This is a genomic window from Variovorax sp. HJSM1_2, assembly GCF_049316285.1.
In the GTDB taxonomy this organism is placed as follows: Bacteria; Pseudomonadota; Gammaproteobacteria; order Burkholderiales; family Burkholderiaceae_C; genus Rhodoferax_B.
Genome location: NZ_JBMOXA010000005.1, coordinates 25,219 through 39,719 on the forward strand (window position 1 = coordinate 25,219; position 14,501 = coordinate 39,719).

Below are 14,501 nucleotides of genomic sequence, written 5' to 3' on the forward strand. Positions count from 1 at the left end.
CCGTGCAGATCAGGTGCGCGCGATAAGTGGCTTGCGCCAAGACCAGGCTCCCTGGCCGGGGATGCCTGCAACGATCGTGCTTTGGATGAACATAGCGGGCCAGTGTAGCAAAGCCTTTGTGTCGAAGTGAAGCCCTATGCGGCGGATTGTTGGATTTGTGCCCGCTGCGGTGCCGCCCCGCTGCTTGTTTCTGGTCAAACGCAGCCTTGATTCGGCTAACAGATTGTTGCATTTGGGTTTTAATAGGCGTTTGGTTGACTATTCAACGCTGACTCCGGTTAGTGCTGACCGGCCATGGGGCGTTCAACCTTAGTCCAACAAGAAAAGCAGGAGCAAGAATGAGTGTGTTGCGAAGCATGCGTATCGGCATGCGTTTGGCCTTGGCGTTTGCCGCCATTTTGGTGATCTTGGCGGCGTGCGCCGGCGTGGGGGTGTGGCGCCTGGGTGAACTGGCTAAAACCACGGAAGCCGTCGCCACCACCGACACAGAGCGCCTGCGTCTGGCGACCCAATGGCGCCAATTCATTGACCTGAACTGGGTGCGCACCCGCGCCATGGCAATGGAAAGCGACGCGCTGCGTATGGAGGGCTGGCAAACCGAGATGGCTAAAACTTCGGAGGAAACCTCGGTCGTGGCCAAACGCGTCGCGGAGTTGGTGACTTCTGAGCAGGGGCAGAAATTCTTGGCCAATATCCAGGCGGCGCGCGCCAAATATTCCGCCGCACGTGTGGACCTGCTGCAACGCAAACAGGAAGGCCAGGACGTGTTTGAGCGTGTGGAAAGTGAGCTCGAACCGCTGGCCAAGGCCTATAGCGCCTCGATTGGTGTGTTGGCCGACTACCAGCGCAAGCTGTATGACGATTCCGTGCAGGACGCCAAGGACAACGCGCTGCTGGGCCAGCAGGTGTTGATGGGCTGTGCGGTTGTGGCGGTTCTGTTGGGTGCGGCACTGGCCTATGTGCTGACCCATTCCATTGTCGATCCTTTGCGCCGCGCGGCGCAAAGTGCCGGTCGTATTGCCGACGGTGACCTGACCGAGACCGTGCGAGTTGAAGGCCGCGACGAAGCCACCGATTTGCAGCAAGCCTTCCGCTTGATGCAGAGCAACCTGGTGTCCTTGGTGTCCACGGTGCGTCAAGGCTCTGAGAGTGTGGCTTCTGCCAGCGGAGAGATTGCCCAAGGCAACCACGACCTGAGCGCACGCACCGAGCATCAGGCCTCGGCGCTGGAGGAAACGGCGGCATCGATGGAGGAACTCAGTTCCACGGTTCAGCAGAATGCGGGCAATGCCCAGCAGGCGAACCAGTTGGCGGTGCAGGCCTCCACCGTGGCGCAGCAGGGCGGCAAGGTGGTGAGTGAGGTGGTGGACACCATGAAGGGCATCAACGACAGCTCGAAGAAGATTGTCGACATCATTGGCGTGATCGACGGCATCGCCTTCCAGACCAATATCCTGGCGCTGAATGCCGCTGTGGAAGCCGCGCGCGCTGGTGAGCAAGGCCGGGGCTTTGCGGTGGTCGCCTCCGAGGTGCGCAGCCTGGCGGGTCGCTCCGCCGATGCGGCCAAGGAGATCAAGGCGCTGATCTCCGACAGCGTGGGCCGTGTCGAGCAGGGCACACAGCTGGTGGACCAGGCGGGCAGCACCATGACCGAACTGGTGCAGTCCATACGCCGCGTGACCGACATCATGGCCGAGATCAGCGCGGCCAGTTCCGAACAAAACGCCGGTGTGTCGCAGATCAGCGAAGCCGTCACTCAGATGGACCAGGCCACACAGCAGAATGCCGCCCTGGTGGAGCAGTCCGCCGCGGCTGCTGCCAGCTTGCGATCGCAGGCCGACCAGCTGGTGGCCGCGGTTGCGGTCTTCAAGGTTCGCCCCGGTTCCAGCGCTCTGGCGGCCTTGCCGGCACCGCGTGAATGACCCCACGGCAAAACCTATGGGCTTGCTTGTAAAAAAAAGCAAATTACGGTTCTAATGGCGAGCACAACAGGGGAACACTATGAGCACCGTGCAGCAGGAAGTTGACGAGAGAACAAACCTGACCAGCAGCAACAAGTTTGAACTATTGCTGTTCCGTCTGGGCGAAGCCGGGGCCTCGCAGCAGCGTGAGCTGTTTGGTATCAATGTGTTCAAGGTACGTGAAATCATGGTCATGCCACCGGTGACGGCCGTAGCCGGAGCACCCGCCCATTTGCTGGGCATGGCCAATATCCGTGGCCAGGTCATCCCGGTGATCGATCTGGCGGGCGCCGTGGGCTGCGTGCCGAAAAACGGACTGAACATCCTGATGGTGACCGAATACGCACGCTCCACTCAGGGCTTTGCGGTGGAAGAGGTGGACCAGATCGTGCGCCTGGAATGGCGCCAGGTGTTGTCGGCCGAGTCGAGCACGGCGGGCGGCATGATCACCAGCATCGCGCGGCTCGACGGTGATGTGGACAACTCGCGCCTGGCCCAGGTGCTGGATGTGGAATCGATTCTGCGCAACGTGGTGCCGCCGGTTGGCCCGGATGTGGATCCGGCCGTGATGGGGCCCAAGGTGAAGATTCCTCCGGGCACGATTGTGCTGGCGGCGGACGACTCCTTGCTGGCGCGCAAACTCATAGAAGAGGGCCTGTCGGCGATGGGCGTGCCCTACATCATGACGAAAACCGGCAAGGAAGCCTGGGACCGTCTGCTGGCGCTGGACAAGGCGGCCGTCGCCGAAGGAAAGACCGCCCGCGACAAGGTTGCCATGGTGCTGACCGATCTGGAAATGCCAGAGATGGACGGTTTCACGCTGACGCGCAAGATCAAGCAGGACCCACGCTTCAAGTCCATGCCGGTGGTGATCCACTCTTCGCTGTCGGGCACGGCAAACGAGTCACACGTCACCAGCTCGGGGGCGGACGCCTATGTAGGCAAGTTTGTCGCTGCCGAACTGGCCGACACCATTCGCCGCGTGGTCGAGCACTGAGCACGCAAGCGGCCAAACCCCAAGCCCTGGGTCGCAAGACACCAGGGCTTTTTTCATTTGGCAAAGCCTGTTGGGGCCTAGCCCGCGCCCAGCACCAGCTGCGCCACCACCAACACCACGTACGGAAACGCCACGGTCGGCCGCAATGCGTTGTGGAAATACTCCGACAGCAGCGCGCCCGCGCCGCCGCGGCTGGTTTCAAAGTCGGTGTGTAGTTGGCAGGCGGAGCCGTTGTCGTCGTCGCCACGGCGCAACATCAACTCAATGTGCCGCAGGCGCGTGCCCAGCCGGGCCTGGCTGGTGCGGTTGATGGCCTCTTGCAGCCACAGCACCAGCATCAAGGTGATGGCGGTCTCGCTTGGCATGCCGTACAGCAGGCCCACCACAAACAGCGCTACCGTGACCAGCTTGACCCACAGGGCGCTGCGCTCGTACTGCTCAAAGTTGTTCTGCAGCGTGGTCCATTCCAGGGTGAGGGGGTTGTCTGTGGTCAGCGGCATCTTGAAGGCAATCAATGAGGGAAAACGTCCAACAAAAGAGGGCGAGCTTACAGGGCTAAGCAAAGCGGGGCACGACACAATAAACGGCATGAGCCAAACCCCACACTCCCCGGTTGTATTCGAGCCCGAATTTGAGGCTGCCCTGCGCGATATTTTCGAAGAAAAAATCGTCTTCAACCAAGTGCTTGGTTTGAAGATCACCGCCTTGACGGCCGAGCGGGTGACCGGCGCCATCGCCATGCGGCCCGAACTGGTGGGGCATTTTTCGCACAACCGCATCCACGGCGGTGTGATCAGCGCCGCGCTGGACGGCTTGGGCGGCCTGGCCGTGATGGCTGCCATCGGTGCGCGCCACCTGGACGAGCCGCCGCTGCAGCGCCTGCAACGCTTTGGCAAGCTGGGCACCATAGACCTGCGCATCGACTATCTGCGGCCCGGTATTGGCGACGGTTTCACACTGCAGGCCGAAGTCCTGCGCCTGGGCTCGCGTGTGGCCAGCACACGCATGGAGTTCATGGATGCCAATGGCCGCCTGCTGGCCACCGGGGCTGCGGCTTACATCGTTTCGTAGTCGCTATAAAAAAAGAAGCTGCTGACGCTTGTTTCCTGAGCGTCAACAGCTTCTTTTGCTTAAAGCCTGGTTCAGGGCTTGACGTAGTCGGATACCACCTTCCAACGTCCATCCTGCAATTGCGACAGGCGTGATACCTCGTTGCCCAGCCGCTTGGTCGGGCTGTAACGGCCTTCGGGGGCGCCAAACATGTCGGGCGGGTAGACCATGCTGTCCATCACCTTGATGAAGCTGTCAGTGCTCAGGTTGGCGCCGGTTTTTTCGGCGGCCTTGGCAAACGAGTCCACCACGTTGTAGCCGTAGACCGAGAACACGGTCGGGTCTTCGTTGAACTTGGTTTTGTATTTGTTGGCCCAGAAACGCAGCGGCTGCGAGGCTTCGTCCAGGTAGGGGTGCTGCACCGTCATGGCGGCATACAGGCCGTCCATGGGTTTACCGCCGAGTTTGTGGATCAGGTCGGTGTAGGCCGCGCTAGAGCCCAGAAAGGTCGGATTGAAGCCGGTCTTGCGCGACTCGCCAATTGCGCCAATGGTTTCGCGGATGATGGTGCCCAGCACCACAAAGTCGCACTCGCTGGCCTTGAGCTTGGCCACCTGCGAAGAGAAGTCGGTGGCGCCGCGTTTGTACGAGGCTTTTTCCGCCAGCTCCATGTTGACGGTTTTCAGTCCGGCCTCGGCGCCGCGCACAACCTCGAGGCCAAACTCGTCGTCCTGGTACAGCACACAGGCCTTTTTTGCACCCTTGTCCTTGATCAGCTTGGGCGCCATCAGGCGGATCTGGTCGTAGTAGGTGGCGGCAAAAGAATATTTGAGTTTATGGAACGGCTCATACATCTCGCGCGCTGCCGTCACCGGAAAGAAGTTGATCACCCCCTTGTCGAACTGCACCGGCATGGCCGCCATGTTTTGCGCTGTGCCCAGGTGGCCCAGCATGATGAAAATCTTCTCCTGGTTGACCAGCTTTTGCGCGGCCAGCACGGCCTTCTTCGGGTCGTAGCCCGAGTCTTCAACTTTCAGCACCAACTTGCGGCCATTGATGCCGCCTTGCTCGTTGATCTCGTCCACGCGCAGCATCATGCCGGCGCGGATCTGCTTGCCAAAGCCCGCCAGCGGGCCCGACAAATCCTGAATCGAGCCCAGCGTGATTTCGCTCTTGCTCACACCCTGCGATTGCGCCAGGGCCATGGGTGTGGCAACCGTGGCCGCCAGCAGGGCGGCGGTGCCTAACAACTTGGGTTTCATGGCAGTCTCCTTTTTTGACAACAGGGTTTCAGTGGTACATGTTTTCAATTTGTGAGGCGTATTTGCTCTCTATCAGGCGGCGCTTGAGCTTCATGGTCGGCGTGAGTTCCTCGTCTTCGGCCGAGAGTTGGGTTTCCAGCAGATAGAACTTCTTGATCTGCTCCACCCGCGCAAACTTCTTGTTCACGCGGTCGAGTTCGCTTTGGATCAGCTGCTGCACTTCGGCGCTGCGTGTCAGGCTGCCGTAGTTGCTGAAGGGAATATCGGCGTCCTGGGCAAACTTCTCCACGTTGTCCTGGTCGATCATGATGATCACGGTGAGGTAGGGCCGCTTGTCACCGATGACCACCGCGTCGGTGACGTAGGGCGAAAACTTCAACTCGTTTTCCAGCTCGCTCGGCGTCACGTTTTTGCCACCAGCGGTGATGATGATGTCCTTGATGCGGTCGGTGATGCGGTAATACCCTTCACCGTCGACCACACCCACATCGCCGGTATGCAGCCAGCCATCGGCGTCCAGGGCTTCGGCGGTTTTTTCGGGCAGGTTCAGATAGCCGGCAAACACATTGGGGCCACGCACCAGGATTTCGCCTGTGGCCGGGTCCAGGCGCATTTCGTTGTAGCCCGCAGCCGGCCCAATCGAGCCCGGGCGCATGCGTTTGGCGGGCACGCCGGTGGCGGCACCACAGGTCTCCGTCATGCCCCACACCTCCAGCATGGGCACGCCCAGTGCCAGATACCAGCGCACCAGCTCGGGGGAAATCGGTGCCGCACCCGTGACGCAAAAACGCGCCCGGTGGATGCCGATGAGCTTGCGTGTGTTGTTCAACGCCAGCCCGCGCGCGACCGCAAATTTGAAGCGCAGCGCGGCGCCCACCGCCTGGCCGGCCAGCACACGGTCGGCCACGGCGTGGCCCACGCCAATGCTCCAGGCATAGGCCCATTGTTGTATGCGGCCAGCTTCCTTCAGGCCTATCATCACGCCCGAATAAAACTTCTCCCACACACGCGGCACGGCGGTGAACACGGTGGGGGCGATTTCACGCACGTTCTCCGGCACGGTCTCGGGGTTTTCAACAAAATTGAGTTTGGTGCCGGTGTAGAGCGCAAAGTACTCTCCCCCCATGCGCTCGGCAATATGGCACAGCGGCAGAAAGCAGATGCGCTCGTCGTCTTCGGTTTGTGCGATCAGTGTGTTGTAGCCGCGCACGGTGTAGACCAACCCGCTGTGGGTGTGCATGGCGCCCTTGGGTTTGCCGGTGGTGCCCGAGGTGTAGACCAGAATGGCCAGGTCTTTGGGGCGGCAGTCGGTGGCGCAGGCCTCTACCGCCGTAGGGTGTTGTTCCAGATAGGCGCGGCCGGCGTCGCGCAGCGCCTCCAGGCTGATCACGCCGGGCTCGTTCAACTGGCGCAGGCCACGCATGTCGAACACCACAATGGTGTGCAGCAGCGGCAATTCGGCGCGCACTTCGAGTGCTTTGTCGAGTTGCTCGTCGTTCTCGACAAACAGCAGCTTGGTGCTCGAATCGGCGCACAGGAATTGCATCTGCGCTGGCGCGTCGGTGGGGTAGATGCCGTTGCTCACGCCGCCGCAGCTCAGCACGGCCAGGTCGGCAAACACCCAGTCGACGGTGGTGTTGGCGGCGATGGAGGCGCAGTCGCCGCGTTGTAGGCCCAGGCTCAGCAAACCGGCGGCAATCTCGCGTACCGCCGTGCCGGCATCGCGCCAGCGCCAGCTGTGCCAGATGCCCAGCTTCTTCTGCCGCAGCCAGACGGCGTCGCTGCGTTGGCGCACGGCATTCCAGAACATGGCGGGAATGGTGTCGCCGGGCAGCACGCTGGCGATTTGTGGTTGGATGTGGGTGGTGTCCCAAAGGCCTCGCATGGACGGGGTCGGCTCCTGTGTTGAGAGATCGGGCTCAGCGCCAGTTTTTCTTCTTCTTCCAGCGGCGCTCGCCACGCACGCTGTCTTCTTTGATGCCGAGGTAAAACTCTTTGATGTCGTCTTTTTCGCGCAGGTGGGCGCAGGTGTCTTCCATCACGATGCGGCCGTTCTCCAGCACGTAGCCAAAGTCGGAGGCGTTGAGCGCCATGTTGGCGTTCTGCTCCACCAGCAGAATGGTCGTGCCGTGCTCGCGGTTGATGCGCACCACAATCTCGAAAATGTCCTTGGTGAGTTTGGGGCTCAGGCCCAGGCTGGGTTCGTCCAGCAGGATCAAATCGGGGCTGGCCATGAGGGCACGCGAGATCGCCAGCATCTGCTGCTGTCCGCCCGACAGCAGACCGGCGTCCTGCGTTGCGCGCTCGCGCAGAATCGGGAAGTAGCCGAATACCGTTTCCAGGTCACGCATCACGGCGTCCTGGTCGTTGCGCGTGTAGGCGCCCATCATCAGGTTGTCGCGTACGCTGAGCAGCGGGAACACTTCGCGCCCCTCGGGCACATGGCTCAGGCCTTCGCGCACGATGTGCGCCGGGTCTTGTGCGGTGATGTCTTCACCTTTGAATTCCACCGTGCCCTTGCGCGGGTCGATGATGCCGGAGATGGTTTTCAGAATGGTGGTTTTGCCCGCACCGTTGGCACCCAGCACCGTGGCAATTTCGCCGCGCCGCACCTGCAGGCTGACGCCGCGAATGGCCTTGATCGGGCCATAGGCGCTCTCCACATTCGACAGCCGCAGGACCGGCTGGTCGCTGACCGGGGGCGGCGTTTCGCTCATGCGACCTTCCTCTCGGGCAGCTCGATGCGTGGCTTGCGGTGCAGCGAAGACACGTCTTCGATAGAGCCCAGATAGGCTTCCATCACTGCCGGGTGTGATTGCACTTCACGTGTTGTGCCCTGGGCCAACACTTCGCCCTGGTTCATCGCCAACACACGCGTCGATACCTTGGCCACGAGTGACATGTCGTGCTCCACCATCAACACGGTGATGCCGAGTTCCTGCTGGATGTCCTGTATCCAGAACGCCATGTCATCGGTCTCTTCCACGTTCAGGCCGGAAGAGGGCTCGTCGAGCAGCAGCAGCTTGGGCTCGGTGCACAAGGCCCGCGCCAATTCCACCACTTTGCGCACGCCATAGGGCAGGCCGGCCACCAGTGCGTCGCGGTGGTGTTGCAGGTGCAGGAAGTCTATGACCTGCTCCACCTTTTCGCGTGCGGCGATTTCGGCAGCGAGAGCGCGAGCGGGGAAAAACAGGTCGCCCCACAGCCCGGTTTGCCGGTGGATGTGCCGGCCCACCAGCAGGTTTTGCAGCACGGTGGCATGTTCAAACAGCTCGATGTTCTGGAAGGTGCGCGCAATGCCTGCCGCGGCAATGGCGTGTGGCGCGCGCACGGTGAGCGACTCGCCGCCAAACAGGATTTCGCCCGCAGTGGGCGCGTAGAGGCGGCTGATCAGGTTGAACACCGTGGTCTTGCCCGCGCCATTCGGGCCTATGAGGGTGAACACCTCGCCGGGCATGACGTCAAAGCTCACGTTGTTGACGGCCAGCAGCCCGCCAAAACGCACACTCAGATTGCGCGCCGACAGCAGGGGTATGGTGGCGTTCGTCATTTGAGGCGGTCTGACTTCTGGAAGGACTTCTGGCGTTTGAACATACCCTTGCGGTAGAACGGAAACAGCTGGAAGTAAGTCCGCAGCTTGAGCCAGCGGCCATACAGGCCCAGCGGTTCAAACAACACAAACACAATCAGCACCAGGCCATACACCAGGCCCTGCAAGCCCGGAGCCTGGCCAATGGCTTCGGGCAGGAAGTCTTTGGTTTGCGAGATGAGTTGTGGCATGGCGATGAGAAACATGGCTCCCAGAAATGCACCATGTACCGAGCCCAGGCCACCCACCACCACCATCAGCAGCAGATCGATGGACTGCAGCACATTGAACTGGTCGGGCGAGATGAATTGCAGCCGGTGTGCGTACAAGGCACCGCCCAGACCGGCAAGCGCGGCGGACAGGGCAAACGCCAGTGTTTTGTAGCGCGCCAGGTGTATGCCCATGCTTTGTGCCGAGACCTCGGAGTCGCGTATCGCCACAAATGCGCGGCCGGTGGGTGAGCGCAGCAGGTTCAAAATGCCCAGCGTGGCGAGCACCGCGAGCAGCAGGCACAGGTAATAAAATTCGGGCTCGCTGTCGAGCTTCCATGTGCCGATTTGTGGCGGCTTCACATGCAGGCCGGCATTGCCGCCGGTGACCGATTCCCAGCGCGCCAAAACTTCTTCCACGATGAAGCCAAACGACAGCGTGGCAATACCCAGGTAGATGCCTTTGACACGCAAGGCCGGTACGCCCACCAAGACACCGACCACGGCAGACAGCACGGCTGCCACTGCCAGCGCCAAGGGAAACGGCCAACCCATATTGGTCAACACCCCTTGGGTGTAGGCGCCCACGCCCAGGAAGGCGGCATGGCCTATGGAGAACTGCCCGGTGAAGCCGGCCAGCAGCATCAGCCCCAAACCGACCAGCGCGTAGATCAACACAAACGTGAGTTGTGCCAGCCAATACTCTTGCAGCAGCCATGGAGCAAGCAGCAGGGCCAGCATCAGCAGGCCGTACCAAAAGGCGTAACCGCTGTGGCGCACCAGGCCAATGTCTTGGGCGTAGCTGGTTTTGAACTCGAAGCGCATGGGGCGGCGGCCTTAAACTTTTTTCCGCATGGTCGAACCAAACAAGCCATTCGGCTTGAGCATCAACATCAGCAGCACCACGATGTAGGCCGCAATGTCTTTGAAACCTTCGGGCAGGTAAAAGCCCGAGAACGATTCCACACAACCAATCACCAGCCCGCCGACGATGGCGCCGGGCAGGCTGCCAAAGCCACCGACCACGGCAGCCGGAAAGGCCTTGAGCCCTATCACACCCATGTTGGCGTGCACAAAGGTGATGGGTGCGAGCAGCAAGCCGGCGATGGCGGCCACGGCCGCGGCCAGGCCCCAGACCAGGCCGTTCAACTGCTGCACCGGAATGCCCATGTAGTAGGCGGCCAATTGGTTTTGCGATGCGGCCTGCATGGCGATGCCGAGCTTGCTGTAGCGAAACAGCGCAAACAACAGGCCGCACAACACGGCGGTGGCCGCGATCACCACCAGTTGCTCGGCGTTGAGCACCAGCGCGCCCAGGCGCCACACCAGGTCTTTGTAGGGCACGGGCAGCAAATGGGTTTCGGTGCCAATACCGGGCAGCATGGTGATCACGCCGCGCGCCACGTAGCCAATGCCTATGGTCAGCATGACGATGGAGAACGCCGGCTGGCCCAGGATGGGGCGTATCACCAGGCGCTCCAGCAGCATGCCGAAGACTGCCATGCCAAGCACCGCACACAAGGCGGCGAGCCAGAAGGGCAGGTCGAACAAACCCATACACGCCAGCCCGGCAAACGCGCCTAACATCATCAGTTCACCTTGGGCGAAGCTGACGGTTTCGGTGGCTTTGTAGATCAGCACAAATCCCAGCGCAATCAGCCCATAGATGCAGCCTTGTGCAACACCGCTGATCAACAGTTGGATGATTTGAACCATGCCTGCCGCGCCGTCCTTGTGAATAGGGTGGCCTCGGTTATAGCGGCGGCTCTAGGGCATGTCTTCAGGGTTGGCCCGCATCGGACCTGGAAACAGATGCAGGTGTGACGCGAAAGTGACTAGGGTAAAAACTAAGTGTCGTGTGCCGCGCTATCGCGCATAGAAATAGCGCGAGCTGCTATCAATTTTGATTTTGTGGGCCTGGGCTGAACGGCGCGCCAGGCTGACGCAAGTGCCTAAAACTCTGGCGCTGCGTCGACCACACGCGGCTGGCCGTTGTCGTCTATGGCCACATAGGTCAGCGAGGCTTCGGTGACTTTGATGTGGCAGCCTTGGGAGCGTATACGCTCGGCAAACACTTCCACCTTGACGGAGATGGAGGTGCGCCCCACACGCGTGATCTTGGCGAAGAACGACAGCAAGTCACCAATCCGCACGGGCTGCTTGAAGATGAACTCGTTCACTGCCACGGTGGCAATACGCCCCTGGGCGCGGCGCGCGGGCAGCACCGAACCGGCCAGGTCGACCTGGGCCATCACCCAGCCGCCGAAGATGTCGCCGTTGGCGTTGCAGTCGGCGGGCATGGGAATCACTTTGAGCACCAGCTCCATGTCTGTGGGTAATTCGACATGCAGGGGGTTGGGGGTTTCGGTCATGAGGGACAATCTGCGGGATAACAACAAGCCGAGATTCTCCCCCATGCGCCGATCAGGCGAAACCGCCCCCTCCAGAGTCCCTTTGCCCGCGTCTACCGGCGAAGGCGCAGCCGCAGCCAGCCCGAAAACCGCCACCTCCGACTGGCGCACGCTGCGCCGCCTGTTCCCCTATCTGTGGGAGTACAAGTGGCGCGTCTTGATCGCGCTGGGCTGCATGGTTGCCGCCAAGGTGGCCAACGTCGGGGTGCCGGTGCTGCTGAAAAACCTGGTCGATGCGATGACGCCGGGTGCCGTCACGGCCGGCGGCGGCTTGCGTCCCGAGGCCGTGCTGGTGGTGCCGGTGGCGCTGCTGCTGGGTTACGGCTTGCTGCGTTTGTCGACCTCGCTGTTTGCCGAGTTGCGCGAACTGGTGTTTGCCAAGGCCACGGCCGGGGCCTCGCGGCGCATTTCGCTGGAAGTGTTCGAGCATTTACACGGCCTGAGCCTGCGCTTTCACCTGGAGCGACAAACCGGCGGGCTGACGCGCGACATCGAGCGCGGCACACGCGCGGTCAATTCGCTGATCTCGTATTCGCTCTACAGCATCATCCCCACGCTGATCGAAGTTGGCCTGGTGCTGGGCTTCCTGGCGCTGAAGTTCGACGCCTGGTTTGCCTGGATCACGCTGGTGGCGCTGGTGGTCTACATCATCTTTACGGTGGTGGTCACCGAGTGGCGCACGCAGTTCCGCAAGCAGATGAACGAGCTCGACTCCACGGCACAAAGCCGCGCCATCGATTCGCTGCTGAACTTCGAGACCGTCAAGTACTTCAACAACGAAGCCTTTGAAGCCAGGCGCTACGACGAAAACCTGGACCGCTATCGCCGCGCCGCCATCAAGAGCCAGCGCACGCTGAGCTTTCTGAACGCCGGCCAGCAGTTCATCATTGCCACCGGTCTGGTGGTGATGTTGTGGCGCGCCACCTTGGGTGTGGTGGCCGGCAGCATGTCGCTGGGCGATCTGGTAATGGTCAACGCCTTCATGATCCAGCTCTATATTCCGCTGGGTTTTCTGGGGGTGATCTACCGCGAGCTGAAGCAAAGCCTGACCGACCTGGAAAAGATGTTCACCCTGCTGGAGCAGCCGCGCGAAGTGGCCGATGCGCCGGGCGCGCCGGCACTGCGCCTGCCCACCTCGGTTGGCTCGGCAGACCAGGAGGAATGCACCGCCGAAGGCTTGGTGCACGCCGTGAGCCACGCCGATGTGGCCTTTGAACACGTGCACTTTGCCTACGACCCGGCGCGGCCCATCTTGCACGACGTGAGCCTGCACATCCCCGCCGGCAAAACGGTGGCGGTGGTGGGGCCCTCGGGCTCGGGCAAGTCCACACTGGCGCGTTTGCTCTACCGTTTTTATGACGTGCAGCAGGGCAGCATACGCATTGCCGGGCAAGACATTCGGCAGGTCACACAAACCAGCCTGCGCCAGGCGATTGGCATCGTGCCGCAAGACACCGTACTGTTCAACGACACCGTGGAATACAACATTGCCTATGGCCGCCCCGGCGCCAATCGCCAGCAGGTGGAGCAGGCGGCGCGTGCGGCACGCATCCACGACTTCATTGCCGGCACGCCCAAGGGTTATGACACGGCGGTGGGTGAGCGTGGGCTGAAATTGTCGGGCGGTGAAAAGCAGCGTGTGGCGATTGCGCGCACGTTGCTCAAAGACCCACCCATCATGATTTTTGACGAGGCCACTTCGGCGCTCGACTCGGCCAACGAGCGTGCCATTCAGGGTGAGCTGCACACCGCCGCGCGCAACAAAACCACGCTGGTGATTGCACACCGTCTGTCCACGGTGGTCGATGCGCACGAGATCCTGGTGATGGACGCCGGCCGTATTGTCGAACGTGGCACACACAACGAATTGCTGGCGCTGGGGCAGCGCTACGCCAGCATGTGGGAGATGCAGCAGGCCAGCCAGGGCACGGAAGAGGTGGTTGAGACTGCTTGAGCTTTTTAGGTCGTTTGCGTAGTTCTGTCCTGCGTACGGCGCTATTAAAGATGTAGTTTTGTCGGGTTTTCGGGGCGCGGCTTGAAGCACAATGGCGGTGTTTCAAGGTTAAAGGTCCAGCGCCAGATGCATCCTCAGCTTCTCTGTCTCATCTACATGGCGGAACACCACCGCACATTGCTCTCGGAGCATTTTGATCTGGTCTACGCGCCCGAACCGGCGCAGTGGCCCGAGGCCCTGGCCAGCCACGGCGCCAGCGTACGCGCGGTGTTGACCAACGGTGCTGTGGGCCTGAGCGCTGCACAGATCGACGCCATGCCCAAGCTGGAATTCGTCTCGGCCCTGGGGGTGGGTTATGAAAACATCAACCTGGCCCACGCGCGCCAACGCGGCATTGCCCTGGCCAATGGTGCTGGCACCAACGATGACTGTGTGGCCGACCACGCCATGATGCTGTTGCTGGCCGCCGTGCGCGACCTGCGCTCGCTCGACCAGCAATGCCGTGCCGGTGTGTGGCGCAACGCCGTACCCATGCCGCCCAATGTATCGGGCCGGCGCCTGGGCATACTCGGCTTGGGCGCCATTGGCCGCAAGCTGGCGCGCCGCGCGCAGGGCTTCGACATCGAGATCGGCTACTGCGGCCGCAACAAACAAGACGTGCCCTACAGCTACTTTGCCGATGTGTCGGCGCTGGCCAGCTGGGCCGACTTCCTGGTGGTGGCCACGCCCGGTGGTGCGGCGACGCGCCACCTGGTCAACGCGGACGTGCTGCGTGCGCTGGGGCCTAAGGGCGTGTTGGTGAACATTGCGCGCGGCAGCGTGGTCGACACCGCCGCCTTGGCGCAAGCCTTGCGTGATGGCGTGATCCATGGCGCGGGGCTTGATGTGTACGAGAGCGAGCCGGCACCGCCCGCCGAGCTGCTGGGTTTCGACAACCTGGTGCTCACCCCGCACCTGGGTGGCTGGTCGCCCGAGGCGATGCAGGCCTCGGTGGTGCGCTTTGTGGACAACGCCAACCTGTACTTTGCAGGCCAGCCGATGATCACCCCTCTTTGACCTGACGGAGCC

General features: G+C 61.7%; 13 protein-coding genes. 5 read left to right on the forward strand and 8 right to left on the reverse strand.

What is annotated here, in order from left to right:
- The first annotated feature begins 338 nt into the window (after window positions 1-338).
- Window positions 339-1,922 carry a methyl-accepting chemotaxis protein gene (locus tag ACFQ95_RS06975; RefSeq protein WP_422830121.1) on the forward strand — a complete coding sequence of 528 codons (1,584 nt, stop codon included), beginning with the start codon at window positions 339-341 and terminating at the stop codon, window positions 1,920-1,922.
- Window positions 1,923-2,001: 79 nt separating this feature from the next.
- A complete protein-coding gene (locus ACFQ95_RS06980) occupies window positions 2,002-2,958 on the forward strand; it encodes a chemotaxis protein (protein ID WP_422830122.1) in 957 nt (318 codons plus the stop codon).
- Window positions 2,959-3,035: 77 nt separating this feature from the next.
- Here the strand turns inward: ACFQ95_RS06980 and ACFQ95_RS06985 are convergent, their stop codons facing one another.
- Window positions 3,036-3,458: a hypothetical protein gene (locus tag ACFQ95_RS06985; RefSeq protein WP_422830123.1), complete on the reverse strand. Its 423-nt coding sequence runs from the start codon at window positions 3,456-3,458 to the stop codon at window positions 3,036-3,038.
- Between the two features lie 88 nt (window positions 3,459-3,546).
- Between ACFQ95_RS06985 and ACFQ95_RS06990 the strand changes: the two genes are divergently transcribed.
- Window positions 3,547-4,029: a thioesterase family protein gene (locus ACFQ95_RS06990; protein WP_422830124.1), complete on the forward strand. Its 483-nt coding sequence runs from the start codon at window positions 3,547-3,549 to the stop codon at window positions 4,027-4,029.
- Window positions 4,030-4,100: 71 nt separating this feature from the next.
- Here ACFQ95_RS06990 and ACFQ95_RS06995 read toward each other — a convergent pair whose 3' ends face one another.
- The 7 genes from ACFQ95_RS06995 to ACFQ95_RS07025 form a co-directional block, all read right to left on the reverse strand.
- The gene (locus tag ACFQ95_RS06995) at window positions 4,101-5,270 is read right to left on the reverse strand and encodes an ABC transporter substrate-binding protein (RefSeq protein ID WP_422830125.1); all 1,170 of its coding nucleotides are present in this window, start codon (window positions 5,268-5,270) and stop codon (window positions 4,101-4,103) included.
- Between the two features lie 28 nt (window positions 5,271-5,298).
- The gene (locus ACFQ95_RS07000; RefSeq protein WP_422830126.1) at window positions 5,299-7,155 is read right to left on the reverse strand and encodes an AMP-dependent synthetase/ligase; all 1,857 of its coding nucleotides are present in this window, start codon (window positions 7,153-7,155) and stop codon (window positions 5,299-5,301) included.
- A gap of 34 nt (window positions 7,156-7,189) precedes the next feature.
- Window positions 7,190-7,987, reverse strand: coding sequence for an ABC transporter ATP-binding protein (locus ACFQ95_RS07005; protein WP_422830127.1), 798 nt, complete (start codon window positions 7,985-7,987; stop codon window positions 7,190-7,192).
- Window positions 7,984-8,820 carry an ABC transporter ATP-binding protein gene (locus ACFQ95_RS07010; RefSeq protein WP_422830128.1) on the reverse strand — a complete coding sequence of 279 codons (837 nt, stop codon included), beginning with the start codon at window positions 8,818-8,820 and terminating at the stop codon, window positions 7,984-7,986. The genes ACFQ95_RS07005 and ACFQ95_RS07010 overlap by 4 nt, the downstream gene beginning before the upstream one ends.
- A complete protein-coding gene (locus tag ACFQ95_RS07015; protein ID WP_422830129.1) occupies window positions 8,817-9,893 on the reverse strand; it encodes a branched-chain amino acid ABC transporter permease in 1,077 nt (358 codons plus the stop codon). The genes ACFQ95_RS07010 and ACFQ95_RS07015 overlap by 4 nt, the downstream gene beginning before the upstream one ends.
- A 12-nt stretch (window positions 9,894-9,905) precedes the next feature.
- Window positions 9,906-10,784, reverse strand: coding sequence for a branched-chain amino acid ABC transporter permease (locus tag ACFQ95_RS07020; RefSeq protein WP_422830130.1), 879 nt, complete (start codon window positions 10,782-10,784; stop codon window positions 9,906-9,908).
- Window positions 10,785-11,020: 236 nt separating this feature from the next.
- Window positions 11,021-11,440, reverse strand: coding sequence for an acyl-CoA thioesterase (locus tag ACFQ95_RS07025; protein WP_422830131.1), 420 nt, complete (start codon window positions 11,438-11,440; stop codon window positions 11,021-11,023).
- Window positions 11,441-11,483: 43 nt separating this feature from the next.
- Here ACFQ95_RS07025 and ACFQ95_RS07030 point away from each other — a divergent pair, with 43 nt between their 5' ends.
- Together ACFQ95_RS07030 and ACFQ95_RS07035 are read left to right on the forward strand one after the other, a co-directional pair.
- Window positions 11,484-13,433 (forward strand): ABCB family ABC transporter ATP-binding protein/permease, encoded by a 1,950-nt coding sequence (locus ACFQ95_RS07030; protein WP_422830132.1) that lies wholly within the window; start codon window positions 11,484-11,486, stop codon window positions 13,431-13,433.
- A 126-nt stretch (window positions 13,434-13,559) separates the two neighbouring features.
- Window positions 13,560-14,489, forward strand: coding sequence for a 2-hydroxyacid dehydrogenase (locus ACFQ95_RS07035; RefSeq protein ID WP_422830133.1), 930 nt, complete (start codon window positions 13,560-13,562; stop codon window positions 14,487-14,489).
- The last annotated feature ends 12 nt before the right edge of the window (window positions 14,490-14,501 follow it).